This is a genomic window from Roseibium sp. 10G30-5, assembly GCF_055809635.1.
Genome location: NZ_CM147918.1, coordinates 569,848 through 591,540, shown reverse-complemented (window position 1 = coordinate 591,540; position 21,693 = coordinate 569,848). Strand labels below are relative to the sequence as shown.

At 57.6% G+C, this 21,693-nt stretch carries 12 protein-coding genes and 3 pseudogenes; 3 read left to right on the top strand and 12 right to left on the bottom strand.

Annotated features, from left to right (window positions below; translation table 11 throughout):
• Positions 1-22: 22 nt before the first annotated feature.
• The 4 genes from AC0L7U_RS02990 to putA all read right to left on the bottom strand — a co-directional run bounded on the left by AC0L7U_RS02990 (position 23) and on the right by putA (position 7,753).
• The gene (locus tag AC0L7U_RS02990) at positions 23-1,042 is read right to left on the bottom strand and encodes an ABC transporter substrate-binding protein (protein WP_473693692.1); all 1,020 of its coding nucleotides are present in this window, start codon (positions 1,040-1,042) and stop codon (positions 23-25) included.
• Positions 1,043-1,057: 15 nt separating this feature from the next.
• Positions 1,058-2,119 (bottom strand): LacI family DNA-binding transcriptional regulator, encoded by a 1,062-nt coding sequence (locus AC0L7U_RS02985; RefSeq protein WP_473693691.1) that lies wholly within the window; start codon positions 2,117-2,119, stop codon positions 1,058-1,060.
• A gap of 233 nt (positions 2,120-2,352) precedes the next feature.
• Positions 2,353-4,095 (bottom strand): ABC transporter ATP-binding protein, encoded by a 1,743-nt coding sequence (locus tag AC0L7U_RS02980; protein WP_473693690.1) that lies wholly within the window; start codon positions 4,093-4,095, stop codon positions 2,353-2,355.
• Between the two features lie 193 nt (positions 4,096-4,288).
• Positions 4,289-7,753 (bottom strand): bifunctional proline dehydrogenase/L-glutamate gamma-semialdehyde dehydrogenase PutA, encoded by a 3,465-nt coding sequence (gene putA, locus AC0L7U_RS02975; RefSeq protein WP_473693688.1) that lies wholly within the window; start codon positions 7,751-7,753, stop codon positions 4,289-4,291.
• A gap of 83 nt (positions 7,754-7,836) precedes the next feature.
• On the opposite strand from putA, the gene AC0L7U_RS02970 reads away from it, so the two are divergent.
• Positions 7,837-8,334 carry an Lrp/AsnC family transcriptional regulator gene (locus AC0L7U_RS02970; protein WP_473693686.1) on the top strand — a complete coding sequence of 166 codons (498 nt, stop codon included), beginning with the start codon at positions 7,837-7,839 and terminating at the stop codon, positions 8,332-8,334.
• Positions 8,335-8,427: 93 nt separating this feature from the next.
• Here the strand turns inward: AC0L7U_RS02970 and AC0L7U_RS02965 are convergent, their stop codons facing one another.
• The 5 genes and pseudogenes from AC0L7U_RS02965 to gltX all read right to left on the bottom strand — a co-directional run bounded on the left by AC0L7U_RS02965 (position 8,428) and on the right by gltX (position 14,308).
• The gene (locus AC0L7U_RS02965; RefSeq protein ID WP_473695633.1) at positions 8,428-9,669 is read right to left on the bottom strand and encodes an O-acetylhomoserine aminocarboxypropyltransferase; all 1,242 of its coding nucleotides are present in this window, start codon (positions 9,667-9,669) and stop codon (positions 8,428-8,430) included.
• Positions 9,670-9,898: 229 nt separating this feature from the next.
• Complete coding sequence (locus AC0L7U_RS02960) at positions 9,899-10,324, bottom strand: CoA-binding protein (protein ID WP_473693684.1); 426 nt, start codon at positions 10,322-10,324, stop codon at positions 9,899-9,901.
• Positions 10,325-10,356: 32 nt separating this feature from the next.
• A complete protein-coding gene (locus AC0L7U_RS02955; RefSeq protein ID WP_473693682.1) occupies positions 10,357-11,160 on the bottom strand; it encodes an enoyl-CoA hydratase-related protein in 804 nt (267 codons plus the stop codon).
• A gap of 209 nt (positions 11,161-11,369) precedes the next feature.
• Positions 11,370-12,659: a citrate synthase gene (gene gltA / locus AC0L7U_RS02950; protein ID WP_473693680.1), complete on the bottom strand. Its 1,290-nt coding sequence runs from the start codon at positions 12,657-12,659 to the stop codon at positions 11,370-11,372.
• A gap of 223 nt (positions 12,660-12,882) precedes the next feature.
• Positions 12,883-14,308 (bottom strand): annotated as a pseudogene (gltX, locus tag AC0L7U_RS02945) (glutamate--tRNA ligase).
• 104 nt (positions 14,309-14,412) lie between these two features.
• Here gltX and AC0L7U_RS02940 point away from each other — a divergent pair.
• Entirely contained in the window at positions 14,413-17,322 is a 2,910-nt protein-coding gene (locus AC0L7U_RS02940; protein ID WP_473693678.1) for a ComEC/Rec2 family competence protein, read from the top strand.
• Between the two features lie 24 nt (positions 17,323-17,346).
• On the opposite strand, the pseudogene lexA reads toward AC0L7U_RS02940, so the two are convergent.
• The 3 genes and pseudogenes from lexA to AC0L7U_RS02925 form a co-directional block, all read right to left on the bottom strand.
• A pseudogene (gene lexA, locus AC0L7U_RS02935) lies at positions 17,347-18,058 on the bottom strand (transcriptional repressor LexA).
• A gap of 241 nt (positions 18,059-18,299) precedes the next feature.
• Positions 18,300-19,419: pseudogene (locus AC0L7U_RS02930) on the bottom strand (PLP-dependent cysteine synthase family protein).
• 131 nt (positions 19,420-19,550) lie between these two features.
• On the bottom strand, positions 19,551-20,039 hold the full coding sequence (locus tag AC0L7U_RS02925) for an acyl-CoA thioesterase (RefSeq protein WP_473693676.1): 489 nt from the start codon (positions 20,037-20,039) through the stop codon (positions 19,551-19,553).
• A gap of 261 nt (positions 20,040-20,300) precedes the next feature.
• Between AC0L7U_RS02925 and guaD the strand changes: the two genes are divergently transcribed.
• A complete protein-coding gene (guaD, locus tag AC0L7U_RS02920) occupies positions 20,301-21,689 on the top strand; it encodes a guanine deaminase (protein WP_473693674.1) in 1,389 nt (462 codons plus the stop codon).
• The last annotated feature ends 4 nt before the right edge of the window (positions 21,690-21,693 follow it).

The window sequence follows — 21,693 nt, the reverse complement described above, 5'->3', positions numbered from 1 at the left end:
GCCTGCGTTTTGTCAGGGCTGCTTACTGAGCGACCTGATTGTTCCAGCTATCGACCCACTTGGTGCGATTGTCGAGGATCACGGAGGGATCCATCAGCTTCAGCTTTGACACGGTGTCCTGGCCATACGTCAGGTTGTCGGCAACATCCTTGGCCAGCTTGACTGTCTTGTTGGCAGGGCTGTCGACAAGCGCATTGGCCAGCTTGGTCTGAATGTCCTTCGACAGCCAGTAATCCATGAACTTATAAGCCAGGTCGGCATGCTTGGCACCCTTGGTGATGACCATCACATTCATGCCGCCGGTCTGACCTTCCTTCGGGTCGGCCCATTTGATGTTGAGACCCATCTTCGGATAGGAGTGCCACGCATAACGGCCAATCGGAGCGGCCAGGATCTCTTCCTGCTGAAAGAGCTGGGCGATCTGCGAAGAGCGCACGTAGTAAGTGACGAAATCGTCGCGGTGCTTGGCCATCGCTGCAATCGGGCCTTTCAGCGACGGATCATTGTCGTTCAACGCCTTGCCGAGCATGTAGAGAGACGGGGCACCCTGGCTGGTGGTGATGTTCGGAAAAGCGACACGGCCTTTGAGCTTGTCCTGGAACAGATCCTTCCAGCTGTTGATCTTCACCTTGTCGGCCCGATAGGCGATGGACGTTGCATAAAAAGTGTAGCCGACAGCGCGGTGATCGCCGATGGGATCCTTGGCGATGTCGTAAAGCTGGTCGTAATTACTCAGGCGCTTGACGTCGATTGGCTGAATAAGACCTTTGCGGGCCGCTGCGAGAGCGTCGTAGTTGGTCAATACCGCCAGATCGATTTCTGGATTATCTTTGCGTTCTTCCATCTTGGAAAGACGCTCAACACTGTTGCCGGTTTCCACGACCACGTCACAGCCGCACTGCTTTTCAAACGGCGTGTAGAGGATCTTCTGGAACTGGTCCTGCGACAGGCCATAAACAGAAATGACGAGTTTTTTATCCGCTGCATGGGCTGCGGTCAGGGAGGAGAGAGCGATCCCCGCGGCAAGGGCAAGACGAAGCATGTTGTTATCCTTGGTTCATGCAATGTGATCCGGGGCCTGTGGAAGGGCAGGCTGGTCCGTATCCGGTTGAGTGTGCAGTCCGGGACGGGAGGATCTCGGAGCTGCGGTGGTCTCGCGCACAAGGAGTTGCATCTCGACCGCCACAGAGGTCGGTGGAGCTATTGTTATGTCCTTGATTTGCGAAATGAGAATATCGACGGCGACTTTGGCGATCCGTGTCATGTCGCTGTGAAGTGTCGTCAATCGGGGCGAAATGTTCTCGGCCCAAAAAAGGTTGTCGAAGCCTGAAACGCTGACATCGCGGGGCACACTTTTTCCTGCCGTGTGCAATTCGGTCATGATGCGAATGGCGTAGAGATCCGACAGGGCTGCAATCGCGGTCACGCCATCTTCGACCAGGGCGTTGAGACCGAGGGGCAGATCTGGTCCTTGTTGGTCCTCAATGTCCTGCATCCACATTTCGTCGATCTGGCAGTCGGGTCCGGCCCCCTTGCGCAGGCCTGCGACACGCGCCATCTGGACACGTGAATCCGAATGCCGGCCGACGACCAGTATATGCTGATGGTCAAGGTTGCGCAGATGCGCTCCCATCTCCACACCACCTTGAAAGTGATCGGACGAGACGGTGTTCCCTAGTGTGTCCTGACTGTCAACAATGACAATCGGCCGGTCGCGCTTTGAAATGACCGAGCCATGCACAGGTACAACGATGACACCATCCGCGCCATGTTCGATCAGCCGATTGATCGCCTGCGTTTGAAAGCGTTCATCGCCAGCGCTGTCGCCAATCAGGATGCCGTACCCGGCTTCCGCTGCAGCGTGTTCAAAGGCCTGCGCAAACTGCGGAAAGATCGGATGAATGATGTCGGCCAGAACCAGACCGAAGAGATAGCTGCGCCCGGTGGACAGGGCCCGACCGGCAACACTTGGAATATAGCCAAGTTCCTTGGCGGTTTCGCGAATGCGATCAGCAAGGGCAGGCGAAACACGGCCTTTGCCAGAAAGGGCGTTGGAAACGGTTGCAACGGAAACACCAACACTTTGGGCAATATCGGAAAGATTTGGGCGGGCAGCCATGGAACCTACTGTAAAATATATAGGAATTGTGCTAGATTAAGCGCTTAATCAGGTAAAAGTTATACCTTAAAACCCGCACAGAGTCGATCCCCTCAACGCATATTGAAGCGTCAAGACCAACAAACCAGAAAGCCCTCGGTCTTGTTGGAAGACGCGAGGGCTGTCGGAGTTTTCAGAATTGGAGCGTGGGGGCGAGCGAGGTCGCCGAGGTGCATAATCGAATGTGAGGCTGGTCAGTTTGACGCTGGCATATCCATCATCATACCGTGGAATTGTACGTCGTGCATGGCGCGATAGCGGCCTTGTCGTGCCAGCAAGGTCTCATGGCTGCCCTGTTCTGTGATCAAGCCGTTTTCAACGACGACAATGCGGTCTGCCTTGCGGATGGTGGCCAGTCGGTGGGCGATAACCAGTGTCGTGCGGTGGTCTGAAAGCGCTTCCAGAGAGGCCTGGATTTCGTGCTCCGTCTGGGTGTCCAGTGCGGAGGTGGCCTCGTCGAGAATGAGGATCGGGGGATCCTTCAGGAACATGCGTGCGATGGACAGGCGCTGTTTCTGCCCTCCCGACAATTTGACGCCCCGCTCGCCGATGACTGTGTCGAGACCTTCGGGCAACTCCGCCAGAACCGGATCAAGACGGGCGCGATGGGCGGCCTGAAGGATGTCTTCTTCGCTGGCGTCCAGGCGCCCATAGGCGATGTTTTCGCGCAACGTGCCACCAAACAGAAAGACATCCTGTTGCACAACACCGATCTGGCGACGCAGCGATTGCATGGTCATGTCACGAATGTCGTGTCCGTCGATGCAGATGGAGCCCGCCGTCACATCATAAAAGCGTGGCAACAGCGAACAGAGCGTCGTCTTGCCTGCGCCCGAGGGGCCGACGAAGGCGACGGTCTCTCCCGCATGAATATCGAGGGTAATGTTTTTCAGAATGTCGCGATTGCTCTTGTAGCCGAAACGGACGGCGTCAAAGCGGATGTCGCCCTTCAGGTGATCCACGGTAATGGCATCGTCCTTGTCGGTGACATCGGGTTTGAAGTCCATCAGTTCGAGATAGCGCTTGAACCCGGCAATGCCCTTTGGATAGCTCTCGATTACCGCATTGATCTTCTCGACCGGCCGAAAGAATACATTCACCAGCAACAGAAACGAGATGAACCCGCCATAGGTCAGTTTGTCATGCAGGACCAGATAGCTGCCCATCAGCATGATGATCAGTTGCACCATGCGCATGCTGACGTAGGACAGCGATGTGGACGCGGCCATGATTTTGTAAGCCTGCAACTTCGTCGTGCGGTAGCTGGCGTTGTCCTTGGCGAAGAGCTGGCGTTCATGATCTTCGTTGGCAAAGGCTTGCACGATCCGCATTCCTCCAACATTTTCTTCGACGCGGACGTTGAAATCACCAACACGGGAATAGAGCGAGCGCCAAGCGTGGGCCATCTGTGCGCCGTAGCGGCTGGTGCCCCAGCCGACAATCGGCACAATGATGCCGGTGACAAGCGCCAGCGGCACATTGACGGTCAGCATGACGATGAAGGCACCGATGAAGGTCATCACGGCGATGAACAGGTCTTCCGGGCCATGGTGCGCAACTTCGCCGATCTCTTCCAGATCCTTCGTAACCCGCCCGATGAGGTGACCCGTTTTCTGGTTGTCGAAGAACGAAAAAGACAATTTCTGCAAGTGATCGAACGCCTTGCGACGCATGTCCGTTTCGATGTTGATGCCCAGCATATGGCCCCAGTAGACAACGATGGCAGTCAGGCCGGTGTTCATCAGATACATCAGCAGCAGGGCAATCGCGGCAATGACGATGTAGCCCCACTCCTGCGTTGGCAGCAGGTGGTCAATGAAAACCTTGACCGCCATGGGAAAGGCAAGTTCAAGCAATCCGGCGACGATGGCGCATCCGAAATCGATCAGGAACAGTTTCTTGTAAGGGGCATAATAAGCGGCAAAACGCGCAAGCATCGGCTTCTCAACGTCTGGTCTTGGCAAGAACGGGGAAGGGCCGGGGCTACGTTTGAAAACAACACGATGGCGTCCGCCCGAAAGGATAGCCTTTCGTAGCGAGCCTTGCAGGGCAGTACAATAGTGATTTATCGCCGATCCAGCGGGTGGATCGGCGATAAGGTCTTTACTCAGGCCTTGTGATGCGTTTGCATCAGGCTGTGCCGGCAATGCGGGCAGACTGCGCCAGAAGCGCGGCATTGCCGCCTGCGGCAGTCGTATCAATGCAGACATGGCGCTCATGCACGGCATGGCCGCGGTCAGGCTCGGCATAGATCAAGGGCACGATGGGGCCATCGGTCTCGCTGAGGGCGAGCGCGTACTCACTTGCTCGTTCTTCCGTTCCCCACCACAGCATACCGGAGTGACCTGTCAGGCTTGCAAGAATTGCAGGCGGAACCATGTTGGCATCGACGGGGCTGCCGCCGAGCTCCGCGATCGCCTTCATCTGGGCATCAACTGCCTTGCGACCCGGTCCGGCACACAGCACGGGCGGGCGGGCGACAAACGTCAGTCGGTTGCTTTCCCCCGTTGGTCCGGGCATGTCGATGGTCTTCAAGTGATGTTCGGTGTCAGCCGCGTCGATGGCCTTTTGCAACTCGTCCGCAGACAGGGTCTTGTCGCCACGGCCAACGCCATCGTCCGGCATCCGTTCGCACGGGTGAACGGTGAAGCGGGCCAGATAGTTCGGGCCACCTGCTTTCGGACCTGTTCCGGAAAGGCCTTCGCCGCCGAAAGGCTGGGACCCGACAATCGCACCGATCTGGTTGCGATTGACATAGATGTTGCCTGCCTTCACCCGTGCCGCAACGCTGTTGGCGCGCGCAGTGATGCGAGAATGCAGACCGAAGGTCAGACCGTAGCCGGTGGAATTGATGGTGGCGATGACCTTGTCGATTTCGGATGCCTTGAAGGTCGCAACATGCAGCACCGGGCCGAAGATCTCTTCCTCGAGCTGATGGATGCCATCCAGTTTGATCAGCGCCGGGCCAACGAACGAACCGGTGTCGGGGATGGCAAGCTGCTTGAGAAGGCGGCCTTCGCTGCGTGCCTTTTCGATGTGGTCGTCGATCTTCTTTTTTGCAGCGGCATCAATCACCGGACCGATGTCATTGCGCAGATACCACGGATTGCCGAGGGTCTGCTCGTCCATGACGCCCTTGATCATGTTGATCATCGTGTCGGCAACGTCTTCCTGCACATAGAGGCAGCGCAGCGCGGAACAGCGCTGACCAGCGGATCGGAAGGCGGACATCGAAATATCGCGCACGGCCTGTTCAGGAAGCGCGGTGCTGTCGACGATCATGGCGTTGAGGCCGCCGGTTTCCGCAATCAGCGGTGAATCCGGATGCATGTTTTCGGCCATGGCACGACGAATCTTCTGCGCCGTAAGGGTTGATCCGGTGAACGCAACGCCAGAGATGCGAATGTCGCTGGTTAGCGCTTTGCCAACCGTGGAGCCCGAGCCGACAAGCAGTTGCAACACATCTTCCGGAACACCTGCCTTATGCAACAGAACGACAGCATGATGGGCAATCAGCGGCGTCTGGTCGGCCGGCTTGGCGAGAACGCCGTTGCCAACCGAAAGGGCGGCGGCAATCTGGCCGGTGAAGATCGCCAGCGGGAAGTTCCAGGGGCTGATGCAGGTAAACAGACCGCGCGCTTCTGTTGTCTGCAACTTGGCCTGATTGGAATAGTAGCGCAGGAAGTCGACGGCCTCGCGCACTTCGGCAACCGCGTCGGGCAGAGCCTTGCCAGCTTCCTGAGCCAGAAGCACGAAAAAGGATTCCGCGTCATCTTCGAAAAGATCAGCCGCCTTTTCCAGAATGGCGGCCCGTTCATTGACAGGCGCATCCCATTTCACGGCCACGCTCAGAGCGGATTCAACATCAGCAGGAGTTGCAGCCTGATAAGCTCCGATGATTTCACCGGTCGACGGGTTCTTCGAACTGGTCATCTCGCCGCTCGGGTCGACACCCTTGACGATAATGCTTGTGGCCGTTTCGTGCAGTTCGATGCGGCGCTTGCGGTCGATGTTGCGCAGTTCAAGCCGGTTCGACAGATCGAAGCCACGGCTGTTCTTGCGCTCCGGTCCAAAGAGGTCAACGCCGGTCTGGATCGTGTCATTGGGCGTGCAATTGACCGATTCCACCTGTGCGATGGGGCAGGTGACAACGTCTTCCGGCGCGATGCTATCATCGACGATCTGGTTGACGAAAGACGAGTTGGCGCCATTCTCGAGAAGACGGCGAACCAGATAGGCGAGAAGTTCGCGGTGCGCGCCGACCGGTGCATAGATGCGACATCGGGTGCCATACTTCTGATGCACGATCATATGCAGTTTCTCGCCCATGCCGTGCAGGCGCTGGAATTCGTAGTCATCTTTTGACACATCGCCTGCCATGTCGAGCACGGCGGCAATGGTGTGGGCATTATGGGTGGCAAACTGCGGATAGATCCAGTCGGTCATGCCGAGCAGCTTGCGGGCATTGGCAATGTAGCTGACATCGGTAGACGGCTTGCGCGTGAACACGGGGAAGCTAGACCAGCCTTCGACTTGAGCGTTCTTGATCTCCGTGTCCCAATAGGCCCCCTTGACGAGGCGCACGGTAATACGACGTTTCAGGCGCTGTGCGGTTTCATGCAGCCAGTCAATAACCTCGCCAGCGCGGCGCATATAGGCCTGAACGACAATCCCGAAGCCATCCCAGCCTTCCAGTGCCGGATCCTCCAGTACACGTTCGATCACCTGCAGCGACAGCACCAGCCGGTTGGCTTCCTCGGCATCGACAGCCATGTTGATGCTGGCCTTCTTGGCCTTGATCGCCAGATCGCGCAGCACGGGAACCAGCTCGGCCAGAACGCGCTCTTCCTGCGCCACTTCATAGCGAGGGTGCAGGGCGGACAGCTTGATCGAAACACCCGGATTCTGCTTCACCGTTGGATGACGTGCTTCCTTGGCGATATCGTCGATGGTCTTGCTGTAGGCGTTCTTGAAATAGGTGGCGGCTTCGGCTGTCATGGCCGCTTCACCCAGCATGTCGTAGGAGTAGCTGAAGCCTTTAGCCTCCAGAGTCTGCGCCCGCTTCATGCCTTTCTGGATGGTTTCGCCAAGAACGAACTGGCGACCCATTTCACGCATGCCCTGAATGACGGCAGCACGAATGACCGGCTCTCCAAGGCGCTTGACCGCCCCACGCAGAGCGCTGCTGTTCTTGTCGTTGAGAACCTTGCTGGTCAGCACCAGGCCGAGGGTAGACGAATTGACCAAGGATGAGCGCGAGCGGCCACGATGGGTGGACCAGTCGTGCGGCACGATCTTGTCTTCGATCAGATCGTCAATGGTTTCGGCGTCCGGCACGCGCAGAAGTGCTTCAGCCAGACACATCAATGCGATGCCTTCCTCGGTCGACAGGCCGTATTCAGCCAGAAAGACTTCCATCAATCCGGGGTTGTTGTCCTTGCGGATTCCGCGCACAAGGTCGGCTGCCGAAGCGACGATCCGCTGTCGTTGCTCGTCACTCATACCCGCACGTGCAATCAGACTTCGCAGCAGCGCGGTTTCATCCTGCAACTTGGTCTTTTCGATCTCATCTAGGCGGTCATGTGGTGCGAGCATAATTGTTTCCTTTATAGCGTCAGACTATGCTAACGCATGAAACGCGTTCAAGTTGACCAAAGTTACAAGTTTGATTGTTCAGAATGACCAAAGATGATGCGAGAAAAAGTCCGGAAAGGGCTGCCGACCTCGATCGTTTCGATCACGCTATTCTGGAAGCGCTTGCCGTCGATGGCCGTATCTCCATGACCAGTCTGGCACTCAAGGTAGGTCTGTCTAAAACGCCGGTGCTGGCGCGCGTGCGCCGACTGGAAAAAGCAGGCGTGATCCTCAACTACAGCGCCACCATTTCGCCCACACGATTGGGGCTTGGTCATGTCGCCTTTGTCGAGGTGCGTCTTCTGGACACGCGTGAGACGGCGCTGGAAGCCTTCAACGCGGCGGTTCGTCGCATTCCTGAGGTGGAACAGTGTCACATGATCGCTGGACGACATGACTACCTGTTGAAGGTGCGTACGCGCGACATCATCGATTATCGGCGGGTGCTGGGCGAGAAGATCTCGTCTTTGCCCTTTGTCTCGTCCACATCGACCTATGTGGCGATGGAATCGGTCAAAGACACGCCATTGCCATCGCTGTAAGCGGCTTCCGCCCCGCAGGCCTGCCTTGAAGGGCTTGTTTGGTCGCAGGGCGGAGGGATTATTGGGTCTGTCAGACGACACAAGACCTATAGATCAGGCAAGGGCCTGATCCAGATCCGAGATGATGTCCTGCGGATCTTCGATGCCGACGGACAGGCGGACAGTGTCTGGTCCGGCCCCGGCTGCGATCTTCTGCTCGTCACTGAGCTGACGGTGCGTCGTCGAGGCTGGATGGATGATCAGGCTGCGTGTGTCGCCGATATTGGCCAGATGCGAGAACAGTTCCACCTTGGAAACCAGTTGAACACCCGCTTCATAGCCCCCCTCCAGAGCGAATGTGAAAACGGCACCCGCCCCAAGCGGCAGATACTTTTGTTGCAAGGCGTGGTTGGGATCGCTTTCCAAACCTGCGTAGGAGACCGATTTGACCTTCGGGTGCTGTGCCAGATGCTTGGCGACGGCCAGCGCATTGTCGGAATGGCGCTGCATGCGCAGTGGCAGCGTTTCAACGCCGGTCAGGATCATCAAGGCATTGAAGGGTGAAATAGCCGGTCCCAGATCGCGCAGCCCCAAGACCCGGCAGGCAATGGCAAAAGCGAAATTGCCAAAGGTCTCATGCAGCACCATGTCCTGATATTCGGGACGCGGCTCGCTGAGCATGGGATAGCGGTCGGTCGCGGACCAGTCGAACGTGCCACCATCGACGATGATGCCGCCCATGGAATTGCCGTGACCTCCAATGAACTTTGTCAGCGAATGCAGCACGATGTCTGCCCCATGTTCCATGGGGCGGCACAGATAGGGTGTTGCAAGGGTGTTGTCGACAATCAGCGGGATACCATGCGCATGGGCGATCTCGGCAATCGCTGCGACGTCCACCACAAGGCCTGCCGGATTGGTCAGGCTCTCGATGAAGATGGCTTTCGTGTCTTCGTCGATGGCGTCTTCAAAGGTCGATAGCTCTTGCGGATCGGCCCATTTTACCTGCCAGCCGAAATTGCGGAACGAGTGGGTAAGCTGGTTGACCGAGCCACCGTAAAGCTTGTTGGCGGCGACGATGTTGTCGCCCGGTTCCATGATGGTGTGAAAGCACAGCAATTGGGCGGAGTGGCCTGATGCGGTCGCCAGCGCTGCTGTGCCGCCTTCCAGCGCGGCAATGCGCTCTTCAAGAACTGCTGTCGTCGGATTGGTGATGCGGGTGTAAATGTTGCCGAAGGCTTGCAGGCCGAACAGCGACGCCGCATGGTCGACATCTTCGAAGACAAAAGACGTTGTCTGATACAGCGGTGTTACGCGCGCACCCGTTGTGGGGTCGGGCTGGGCTCCGGCGTGGATGGCGAGTGTCGAAAAGCCTTGGCATGTCCTTGCTCATGAAGCATCTCCTCCGATGTCAGGCCGTCTGATCGGGTGCGGCCTTCGGATCATTACAAACCATAGCCAATCTGTTTTCGCAACGGCAGGATAAGGGGACTGTTCCTGCGCGGCGCAAGCACGATGGGAAATGCTGAAACCAATCCATTTGGAGCAGAGCGAAGATGTCAGTAGGGGGCGCTGCGATTCGACCCTAATCCTCGATAAGATTGGCGTATTCGATCTTCGGGCAACGGTCCATGACGACCGTCAAACCTTCGGCTTCTGCTTTGGCCGCGGCCGCGTCATTAACCACGCCAAGTTGCATCCAGATGGTTGCGGGCAGCTTTCGTTGCGCCAGAATCTCGTCAACGACGTCTTCTACCGCATCGGATTTGCGGAAGATGTCGACCATGTCCGGTGTGCCGGGCAGGTCGCTCAAGGAGGCATAAACCGTCTTGCCGAGGATGGCGCCGCCTGCATGGCCCGGATTGATCGGCCAGACGTCATAGCCCTTGGTCAGCAGAAAGTGCATGACCTGAAAGCTGGCACGCTCTGGCTTCGGGCTGGCACCGACCATGGCAATGCTGCGGGTTTCACGCAAGATCTTTTCGATGCTGGCGGGATCGGTGACGGCCATAAGGAAACTCCTTTGCTTGGCGAAGCTGCGGATCACGGCCAGACAGGCTTGCGTCCTTGCAGATAGGCGGCCACACCTTCGGCCGCTTCTTCGCTCATCATTTCCCTGATATGGGTGTTTGCGGCGTCGCGTGAAGACTTGCCGCCCAACAATTCCAACTGGCGGTGAAGAGCTGCCTTGCCCTCGCGCACCGTGCGCGCGGGCTTTGCGGCAATTGCCTCGGCGTATTTCTGCACCACGACTTCCAGATAATCAGCGGGCACAATGCGATTGATCAGGCCATATTCCTTAGCCGTTGAGGCATCGATGCTTTCGCCCGTCAGCAGCATTTCCATCACCTGTTTGGGCGCTGCCATCCGGCAAAGGTCGCCTGCGGCGCTGATGTCAAAGAGGCCGATGTTGACGCCCGGCGTACAGAAGGTTGCCGTGTCGGTGGCAATAGCAAGATCACAGGCGGCAACCAACTGGCAACCCGCCGCAGTCGCAACCCCTGTGACCACGGCAATGACTGGCTTGGGGTGTGTGCGGATGGTGCCCATGAGATCGGCGGTCTGATCGACGATGTCTTCGAAGATGCTGGCCCCTGCATCGGGTTCTGCTCGCGCCATAGCCAGTTCTTTCAGGTCATGACCACTGCAAAACACTTTGCCCTCGCCGGCTAGCAGGATGACGCGCACCTGATCGTTATTCGCGGCCTTGTCCAGCTCTTCTTTCAGGGTGGTCATGGTGGCACGTGACAGCGCGTTCATGTCGTCTGGGCGTTGCAGGACAATGCGCAGAACGTCGTTGTGGAGCAGGGTCGAGAGGATGGGCGTGGGTGAGACGGGCGCGGACATGGGGGTGGCTCCTGAGCGGGACGACATTTTGTCGAAGCTTATAGCCAAATTTCAGGCGCTGGGCAGGGGGAGGCCGGAAAAACGCGCGTGGTGTGGACAGTTGGACGTGATTCTGAGTTGTCGCCATCGTCTTCGCTTGCGCAGGCAAAAGAAAAGGGCGGCCAAACTGGTCGCCCTCTTGAGACATGATCGGTCAAGCAGAGATCTGCTTACCGGTTTTCTGTCTTCACGTAGTCGCGCTTGGTAGCTCCCGTATAGAGCTGACGCGGACGACCGATGCGCTGCGACGGATCTTCGACCATTTCCTTCCACTGTGCGATCCAGCCAACCGTACGGGCCAGCGAGAAGAGCACTGTGAACATGGCCGTCGGGAAACCAAGAGCACGCAGGGTGATGCCCGAATAGAAGTCGACGTTCGGGTACAGCTTCTTTTCAATGAAATACTCGTCGCTGAGAGCGATTTTTTCGAGTTCCATTGCAACGTCCAGAAGCGGATCGTCGGTGATGCCGAGTTCCTGAAGAACCTCATGACAGGTCTTCTGCATGATGCGGGCACGCGGGTCATAGTTCTTGTAGACGCGATGACCGAAGCCCATCAGGCGGAACGGATCGTCCTTGTCCTTGGCGCGTGCGATGTATTCAGGAATCCGGTCAACAGACCCGATTTCAGAAAGCATGTTGAGCGCTGCTTCGTTGGCACCGCCATGCGCCGGACCCCAAAGGCATGCAATGCCAGCTGCGATACAAGCGAATGGGTTGGCACCGGACGAACCGGCAAGGCGAACAGTCGACGTGGACGCGTTCTGTTCGTGATCAGCGTGCAGAATGAAAATGCGATCCATTGCACGGGCCAGAACCGGGTTGACCTTGTAGTCTTCACAAGGCACCGAGAAGCACATGTTCAGGAAGTTGGATGCATAATCCAGATCGTTGCGCGGGTACACGAACGGTTGGCCGACATGGTACTTATACGCCATGGCAGCAATCGTCGGCATCTTCGCGATCATGCGAAGCGAGGCGATCATGCGCTGCTGTGGGTCAGAGATGTCGGTCAGATCGTGGTAGAATGCCGCAAGCGCGCCAACCGTGCCGACCATGATGGCCATCGGGTGGGCATCCCGGCGGAAGCCGGAGAAGAATCGCGACATCTGTTCGTGAAGCATCGTGTGATAGGTCACACTTTCAACGAATTCAGACTTTTGGTCAGCTGTTGGCAGCTCGCCAAAAAGCAGGAGATAGCAGGTCTCCAGAAAATCACCTTCGTTGGAAAGCTGTTCGATCGGATACCCGCGATAGAGCAGGGTGCCTTCGTCGCCATCAATGTAGGTGATTTTTGATTCGCAAGAGGCAGTTGAAGTAAAGCCCGGGTCATAGGTAAACATGCCCGTTTCTTTATAAAGCGAAGCAATGTTGACAACGGACGGACCGAGTGTGCCATCCTTGACGTCAAAGCTGTGCTCTGTATCGCCAACACTGAATTTTGCGTTATTATCGGCCATTCAGGTAACCCCCTTTCTAAAATCAAAATTTGCAGCAAGATCGAGTTGAAGATCCTGGCGGGGTTGGGAGCCCCGTCCGGTACTGCTGGAGGAATGGTCGGCACTTGACTAGCCGATTTGTCGCACCGCCGCAAGTTCTTCGGTGGTGCAACATTTCGTCAATTTTAAATAAGTGCCTGCATTTCCTTGAGAAATGGCGATCAAGCTACATGCGTTAAAACCCTTAGGCAGCCTGATCCGCTATGCGGGACAGCGATTCTTCGCGTCCCAGTGCCACCAGCACATCATAGATGCCGGGCGACACACCACGCCCCGTCAGAGCTGCTCTGAGCGGTTGGGCCACCTTACCAAGTTTTAGTTCCTTTTGTGTTGCATAATTCTTGACCGCCTCTTCAAGCGGTTCTGCCTGCCAATCAGCCACGTCGGCGAGCACGCCATTGAGATCGCCGAGAATGGATTTCGCCTCTTCATCAAGGATCTTTTCGGCCTTGGCATCCAGATCGAGCGGGCGTTGGCGCCACAGATAGCTGGCGCTTTCCGTCAGTTCAACCAGGGTCTTGGCCCGTTCTTTCAGGCCCGGCAGAGCGCCAAGCGCGATTTTTTCATTGTCACCTGTCGCCAGCCACGCCAGCACGGTCTCGCCGCCGTCACAATGCGCAAGGCAGGTTTTCCAGAGCGCCAGCAGCTCGTCGTCTGGCGTGACGCGCATGTAATGGCCGTTGAGATTTTCCAGCTTCTTGAAATCGAAGCGGGATGCTGACTTGCCGACCGCATCGAGGTCGAACCATTTGATCAGATCTTCGGTGGAGATGATTTCTTCATCGCCATGGCTCCAGCCGAGGCGGGCCAGATAATTGCGTAGTGCAACCGGAAGATAGCCCATGGCGCGATAGGTTTCTGCGCCTGTTGCGCCGTGACGCTTGGAGAGCTTTGCTCCATCCGGCCCGTGAATGAGCGGGATATGCGCCATGATCGGCACATCCCAGCCCATGGCCTTGAAAATGAGGCTCTGGCGGGCCGCATTGGTCAGGTGGTCATCGCCGCGCACAATGTGGGTCACGCCCATGTCGTGATCATCCACCACCACGGCGAGCATATATGTTGGCATACCGTCGGAGCGCATCAGCACCAGATCGTCGAGATCCTTGTTCGGAAAGATGACCTCGCCCTGAGCCAGGTCGTTGACCACCGTGTTGCCATCCAGAGGAGCCTTGAGGCGAATGGCAGGCTTGACGCCTTCGGGGGCTTCAGAGGCATCCCGGTCACGCCAGCGACCATCATAGCGCGGTGGCCGACCTTCGGCACGAGCCTTTTCACGCATTTCGGTCAGTTCTTCCATGGCTGGCATAGCAGCGGTAGGCCTGACCACGGGCGATCATTTCGTCGACCACCTCCTGGTGGCGCTCCACCCGGCTTGCCTGTGACACGGGCTCTCCGTCCCAGTCGATGCCGAGCCAGGACAGGCCGTCCTGAATGGCATCAACCGCTTCCTGCGTTGAGCGCGCACGGTCTGTGTCTTCGATGCGCAGCAGCATCTTGCCGCCGTGGTGCTTTGCATAAAGCCAGTTGAAGAGCGCAGTGCGGGCACCGCCGATATGGAGAAAGCCCGTCGGAGAGGGCGCAAAACGTGTGACGATCGGATGGGTCATGGTGATTTTTGCGTGTTTCTGACATGATGAAAAAGGCGGCTGGTGAGCCGGGTTGAAGGGGTCTTAGCACAGTGAGTCCGTCTGCAAAATAGGCAGGCGCTGCCGTGAAAGGGAAATTGCCGTTGGAGGTTGGGGAGCCACCACTGCATTTACGCCGGTTTGGCGCGCGTGTGCGCCGGTTGCGGCGTGGACTTTTCAGGCGTGGGCAGGGGCGTGCGCCGGACGGTGGTGATTTGCGTGAAGGCACGGCACCGACTGTGGCATCTCCAACCTTCACCCCCGTTTTCGATCTTCATGATGATGCCCTTTGGCACAGTGCGGGCACACGCGGTGGCGCGCGCACGCTTTCCGATGATCAGGGGCTCTTGTGGTGGACGTTGGCGTTTTGCGTGGGCGTTCTGCTTTATCGGATGATGCCGGAAGAGCCGATGCTGTCTGCCGTCGCAGCGTTTTGGGGGGCAGGTGTCATTGCACTTGTTATCGCCCGACGGCACAGTGGTGTGCGTCTGGCTTTGGTGCTGACGTTTGCTGCCTATTCCGGGGTCTTTGCTGCGACGTGTCGCCTATGGGTCGTGGAGGCTCCGCGTCTTGAGGCACCTGCAAGCTACACACTGGAAGGACAGGTGCGTGCGCGTCAGAAGACTCAGACAGGAATGCGATACGTTGTTCAGGTTGCGCGGGTCGGCGGCTTCGATGGTAAGTTGATTACAACTGCGGCGCGTGGGGCATCTGGCCAACCATTTCCCTCTCGGGTACGGGTATCGGTACGTGGAACGACGGCCTTTGAGGTGGGTGACCGGGTGCGGTTTCGCGCCCGGCTGTTTCCTCCGTCTGGCGCGGTTGCGCCCGGGCGCTATGATTTTTCTTTCTGGGCGTATTTCTCCAGGATCGGTGCGACCGGTTACGCTTATGGCAGCCTGAAACTTGTGTCTCCGACCGTGATGCGGTCTCTGCCTCCGCTGATGGCTGCGCACCGTTGGCTCGATCATCTGCGCCAATCCATGGGAGATCATCTGCGGCAAATGGCCGGACGGGGCGATGCCGCGGCCTTTGCCGTCGCTTTGCTGGTGGGGGATCGCAGTGGGCTGTCCGAGGCGGGAGAAGCCAGTTTGCGGCAGGCTGGGCTGGCTCATGTTCTGGCAATTTCCGGCCTGCATATGGCGTTGTTCGCAGGAGGGGCCTTTGCACTGGTGCTGGCCGGACTGGCTTTGTTCGAACGGCTGGCGCTGACAATACCGCTGCACAAGATTGCAGCCATTGTCGCGCTGATAGCGGCAACCGCTTACCTGTTGTTGTCCGGGGGCAGTCTGGCGACGCAGCGCTCTTATCTGATGATCGGGCTGTTTCTGCTTGGCGTGCTTGTGGGGCGGCGTGGGCTGACCTTGCGCAGCATCGCTCTGGCGGCCCTTGTGCTGCTGATCCCCGCCCCGGAACGGATTTTTCATCCAGGCTTTCAGATGTCATTTGCAGCGGTTCTGTGTCTGGTTGCCGTTTATGAAAACGCTCATATCCACGCGCTGTTTCGAAAGTCGGATCACGGTGCTAACGGACTGGGGTCTGCGTCGTGGGGCGGCGGCATGCTTGGCACTTTGTGGCGCTGGTCGGCCGGGCTGTTCCTGACGGCTCTGGTGGCGGGCATAGCGACTGGTATAATCGGCGCATTTCATTTTGGTCGAGTGGCCCCGGTCGGACTGCTTGGCAATCTGATTGGTATGCCGATCTTTACTCTTGCCGTGATGCCGATGGGGGTGTTGACGCTGGTTCTTATGCCGTTTGGGCTGGCTGCGTTGCCCCTGTCAATCATGGTGGGCGCTCTGGATCTGCTCTTGCGTGTTGCGCGCGATGTTGCAGCGCTGGCGGGGCCAGGCGGTGGAGTGGTTGTGCCTCCTGGACCTGCGCCAACCTTGTTGCTGGTTGCGGGCCTGTTTTGGCTGGTGTTGGCACGGGGCAGGTGGACGGCGGTAAGCATTGGTGTTTGGACAGTCGCGGCGCTTCTGATCGTGGCAGAGCGTCCGGCAGACTTGATGGTGCCAGAGCATGGTCCGCATTTTGCCTGGCGGGATGTCGCCGGTCAGATGCGGGTACAGGCTCGTGCCAACGGCTTTGACACTGTCATGTGGTTGCAGACCGATGGTGTGCCCGAAACAGAGATGGCTGCGCATAAGATGCCAAAACAGATGGGGCGTTGCGACGCAGCGGGCTGCGTTTATCAGATGCCGATACGTCGCAGGGCATCGAGGCTGTCGGGGCTTCGGCCCGGCGCGATGATCTTGCCCTGTCATGGGGGAGATCAGGTTGTGCCGTCCCAAATTCAGCCCATGGCAACAGACCTCCAGGTCGCCCAAGAGGACGTCCACAATGACAGTGGCGTTGCACCCACATGTCTGATCAGGCTGGCAATACCGAAAACCGTTCAGGCACTCGCACTGGATTGTCGTCTGGCGGATATTCTCGTGACAGATTTGAATGTGCCGCATGGATGTGCCGCGCCACTTGTCATTGATGGTGCAATGCGCAAGCAGACCGGCGCGATGTCTTTCCAGATTGATGTGGTGCCGGGCAAGGTGCTGCCGCAGCCGCAAATCAGGCGCGGTTCCGCCTTGCAAAAGGAGCCCCAACAACCTTCATCTCAGCCTTTATCACCGGATGCTGGCCTCGCTTTTCATGTCGGCACGACGCCCCCGTCAGATATGGAGGCTTTGGTCCCCGTTGCCTTAACATCGCGAGGAATGCAGGAGACACAAGCTGCGGCAGACCCTTGGTCTTCTTTGGACAATGGAGAGGTTTGGGCGGAGGCTGAAACACTCGCCGTATCAGGGCCAGATCCCTTGCATGATGATCTTGCGCCGGTCTCCATTCGGCCGCAGGCGAGAGAATTGACACGTCTGAAGCCCATCGAAATCATCCCCGGTCAACCGTATGTCCGGGTGCGACTGGTCGCTCAAGCCCGCCGCAGGCTGCCCCGTCACCTGGCACAGGCCATAGGATCTGCACGTCAGGTCCGGTCAAGGTAAGGCCGTTGCGGACAGTTGACCGTCTCAGTATTGCCGGAAGAGAGCGACCAGACGGCCCTGAATGCGAACGCGATCTGGCCCGAAGATACGTGTTTCATAGGCGGGGTTGGCCGCTTCCAGCGCAATGGATGCGCCTTTTTTGCGAAGTCGCTTCAAGGTGGCTTCCTGATCGTCCACCAGCGCCACGACAATATCGCCGCTTTCTGCCGTTGACGTTCTGCGGATCAGAACAGTGTCGCCGTCAAGAATGCCGGCCTCGATCATCGAGATCGCCACGAACCTCCAACGCATAATGTTCGCCGCGCCCGAGCATGGATGCGGGAACGGTGATGCTGTGGCTGTGTGTCTGGATGGCCTCAATGGGGACACCGGCAGCAATGCGGCCCATGACCGGGATTTCGAATTCGCTTTCAATCACGGGCGCTGGGGGGGCTGCAGGGGCCTTGCCGCGAGATCCCTCGATCACTTCCGGCTCGAAAGTACCTTGTGGTCGCGGCGGAGAGGCCATACCAAGGGTCACGGAATCGGGCAGCTTGATCACTTCCATGGCACGGGCACGATTGGGAAGGCGGCGAATAAAACCCCGCTCTTCCAAGGCCGTGATCAGTCGGTGAATGCCGGATTTGGAGCGCAGATCAAGAGCGTCCTTCATCTCGTCAAAGGACGGGGGAACGCCTGTTTCCTTCAGCCGATGATGAATGAACATCAAGAGTTCATGCTGTTTGCGCGTCAACATCCGTGAAGGCTCCCACTTTCGGCCAATCTGGTACAAATCATGAACGAAGCATACCTGTTCACATTGTGTTCCGCAAGTGTTAAGGAGTGATTGAACGGGTCGTTTCACGCAACGTTCCGCATCCGTGCCCACAAAAGACATGGCTTGTTCGTGTTTTGCGTCTGGCGTTGTGGAAGGGCGTTTTCTTGTGTCTCGGATGGCCTTGGCGGGGCAGATCAGGTGGGAGACAGGTTGCCGCGCTTCAAGGCAATGTCAGTGTGCCGGTATCCAGAAACGTGTCGATTGCCTTGCGCCACGGGGCGACATCCAGTGATTTCGCTGCAAGCCAGTCCGGATTGTAATAGGTGTCGGTATAGCGTGCGCCGCTGTCGCAGATAATAGAGATGAGCGAACCTTCCTTGGCCAGCTTGCATCATTTGCGCAGCCATCCAGCAGACGCCGAAGAAATTCGTGCCGGTCGAGCCGCCGACCAGCCGGAAGATCCGATTGGACAAGGCCTGCATCGCAGCGATGGACGCCGCATCCGGGATCTTGATCATGTGGTCAATGACAGACGGCAGGAAAGAGGGTTCGACGCGAGGACGGCCAACGCCTTCGATGCCGGAGCCTTGTGCACAGGTCGCGTCACGATTGCCGGATTGATAGGCCTCATAAAAGGCGGAGTGCTCCACGTCCACGACGCACAGTCGGGTGGAGAGGTTGCGATAGCGGATGTAGCGCCCGATGGTTGCGGAGGTGCCGCCAGTGCCCGCACTCATGACCACCCAGTCAGGGACCGGATGGCGCTCGCATTCCATCTGTGCGAAGATGCTCTCCGCAATATTGTTGTTGCCGCGCCAGTCGGTTGCGCGCTCTGCAAAGGTGAACTGGTCGAGATAGTGCCCGGACGTCTCGTCAGCGACCTTTTGCGCCACCGCATAGACTTCGGCAGAGTGATCGACGAAATGACACTCTCCGCCAAAGCGCTCAATTTCGGAGATCTTTTGACGCGATGTGCTGCGCGGCATGACAGCGATGAAGCGCAGACCCAAAAGATGCGCAAAATAGGCCTCCGACACGGCTGTCGAGCCGGAAGACGCTTCGACCAGTGTGGTGTCCTGATTGATCAGCCCATTGCAGATGCCATAAAGCACCAGCGAGCGGGCGAGCCGGTGTTTGAGGCTGCCGGTTGGGTGCGTGCTTTCGTCCTTGAGATAGATCGAAATGCCCTTCAGGCATGGAAACACAGGATTGATCAGATGCGTATCTGCCGACCGCCGCGCATCACCATGCAGAATTGCGATAGCGCGGCGGGTCCAGGCGCGTTCAGCGCAATCTGGCAGTGGGCGGATCTGATCGAGATGCAACTCAGGTGCTGACATGATGCGTGGGTCTCATTGCTCAAAAATTTCTTTTCAGGCAAAAATATACCAATTCCAAATCCGTTTCTAGAATTTAAAACTGATATATTCACTATCTGCGCATTCAGCCGGCACCTTGATCCTTCTGGCGATCAACCGTCTGATTTCAGTTCCCGGAACCGGGCTTCAAACTCATGGCGTAGCTCATGACGCGCGCGGGCGGTGCGTTCTCGACGACGTTTGGTTTCCGTATCGAGTACCAGTTTTGGCACCGGTGTCGGCTGTCCCTCTGCATCCACCGCCACCATGGTGAAATAGCAGCTGTTGGTGTGCTGGCGTTCTCCGGAGCGAATGTTCTCTGCCTCGACGCGAATGCCGATTTCCATGGAAGTACGGCCTGCGTAATTGACGGAGGCTCGTAGTGTGACAAGATCGCCCACGTTGATCGGTTTGCGGAAGACCACTTGGTCAACGGACAGAGTGACTGCATATTGCTGCGAAAAGCGGGCAGCACAAGAATAGGCCACTCGGTCGAGCAGGTTGAGCAATGCGCCCCCGTGAACCTTGCCGGAGAAATTGGCCATGTCCGGGGTCATCAGCACAACCATTTCCAGTTGGCTTGGATCGTGTGCGGCTTCCATGACTGTTCCTTTTTGGCCCTGACATTGCGATGCGCAAATGCCTTGATGTTCAAGCCGTGCATTTTCGAATGATTCTATTGTTAATTCATGACCATGGCGCGGCCAGTATCGTTATTTTTGATCAGCAGGCTGTTGTGTCTCTGCTTGCGGGCAAACCCGCAGCGGTGCCTTTCCTGTCAACAAGGTGGCCCCATTCTCCTTGCTCCTTTGCGTGTGTGCTAAGAGGGAGGGTGAAGATGAACCGAACAGGGATCCTGCGTCATGAACTCATTCAGAGGCAAACTTGTCCGTGCCACAGGCTTTCAGGCACCGGAAAACGGTCAGGTAGAATGCTTTGACGCATTGCTGATCGACGTTGATGCGGACGGTGTGATTTCACAGGTGCTGCGCCCGGATGTCGATGCGGTGGTTTACGCAAAGGCCTTGTCGGATGCCGAGGCGGCTGGTCGCCTTGTCGATTTGCCGGATGGCGCTTATTTGCTGCCGGGGTTTGTGGATCTGCATATCCATGCGCCGCAGTTTCCCCAGTTGGGTGATGCGCTTGATGTGCCATTGGAAGTCTGGTTGCAGACTTATACTTTCCCTCTGGAAGCACGCTATTCGGATGTCGCCTTTGCGCGGCGCAGCTACACCATGCTGGTCGATGATCTCTTGGCCAGTGGCACGACCACCGCGACGTATTTTGCCACCATTCACAAACAGGCCAACCGGCTTTTGGCAGATATTTGTATTGAGAAGGGGCAGCGTGCTCTGGTGGGCAAAGTCGCCATGGATAATGTGGCCGAGTGTCCAGATTATTACCGCGATGCCTCAACGCAAAGCGCCATCGACGACACGCAGGATCTGATCGAGTACATCAAGGATCACGCAGACAATGAGGCAAGCCGTGTTTTGCCGGTGGTGACGCCGCGCTTCATTCCTTCGTGTTCGGATGAGCTGCTCTCGGCCATGGGTGAACTGGCACAGGAACATAAGTGCCATGTGCAGACGCATTGCTCGGAAAGCGACTGGGAACATGCCTATGTGCTGGAACGCCACGGCATGAGCGATACGGAAAGTCTGGATCGTTTTGGCTTGTTGGGACGCGGCAGTGTTCTGGCACATTCGACGTTTATCTCCGCCTCCGATATGGAGCGCATCAAGCTGCGTCAGGCGGCGGTGGCGCATTGTCCGCTGTCCAACGTCTATTTTTCGGATGCGGTGTTCCCTTTGAAAATAGCGCTGGTCAAGGGACTGCACATTGGATTGGGGACGGATATTTCTGGCGGCCCCTCGGAGAGCATGTTTGACACGGTGCGCAATACCGTTTTGGCGTCGCGTTTGCTGGAACGTGGAACAGATCCGGATGCGAGCCGTGATCAGCGTTCACCTCATACAGGCGCGCGGGTGGATTTTCGCACGGCCTTCTATCTGGCAACGGCAGGCGGGGGCGCTGCACTGAACCTGCCAGTCGGTCGGTTTGAGCCGGGCTATCGCTTTGATGCCATGCTGATTGACCCAGACGCACCGCTGGGCACGATCCGTCTGTTTGACGAGTTGCACAGTGGGGATCAGGTTCTTCAAAAAATCCTCTACACTGCCAACCGCGCCAATATCGCGCAAGTTTGGGTGGATGGCATCAGCCGCGCAGGCAGTCACCGGACGGCCTGACGCG

Bases quoted from the DNA above. Each gene is read 5' to 3' on its own strand.
- AC0L7U_RS02990 (WP_473693692.1), bottom strand. From the start codon at position 1,042: ATGCTTCGTCTTGCCCTTGCCGCGGGGATCGCTCTCTCCTCCCTGACC.
- AC0L7U_RS02985 (WP_473693691.1), bottom strand. From the start codon at position 2,119: ATGGCTGCCCGCCCAAATCTTTCCGATATTGCCCAAAGTGTTGGTGTT.
- AC0L7U_RS02980 (WP_473693690.1), bottom strand. From the start codon at position 4,095: ATGCTTGCGCGTTTTGCCGCTTATTATGCCCCTTACAAGAAACTGTTC.
- putA (WP_473693688.1), bottom strand. From the start codon at position 7,753: ATGCTCGCACCACATGACCGCCTAGATGAGATCGAAAAGACCAAGTTG.
- AC0L7U_RS02955 (WP_473693682.1), bottom strand. From the start codon at position 11,160: ATGTCCGCGCCCGTCTCACCCACGCCCATCCTCTCGACCCTGCTCCAC.
- AC0L7U_RS02925 (WP_473693676.1), bottom strand. From the start codon at position 20,039: ATGGAAGCCGCACACGATCCAAGCCAACTGGAAATGGTTGTGCTGATG.
- gltA (WP_473693680.1), bottom strand. From the start codon at position 12,659: ATGGCCGATAATAACGCAAAATTCAGTGTTGGCGATACAGAGCACAGC.
- guaD (WP_473693674.1), top strand. From the start codon at position 20,301: ATGAACTCATTCAGAGGCAAACTTGTCCGTGCCACAGGCTTTCAGGCA.
- AC0L7U_RS02960 (WP_473693684.1), bottom strand. From the start codon at position 10,324: ATGGCCGTCACCGATCCCGCCAGCATCGAAAAGATCTTGCGTGAAACC.
- AC0L7U_RS02970 (WP_473693686.1), top strand. From the start codon at position 7,837: ATGACCAAAGATGATGCGAGAAAAAGTCCGGAAAGGGCTGCCGACCTC.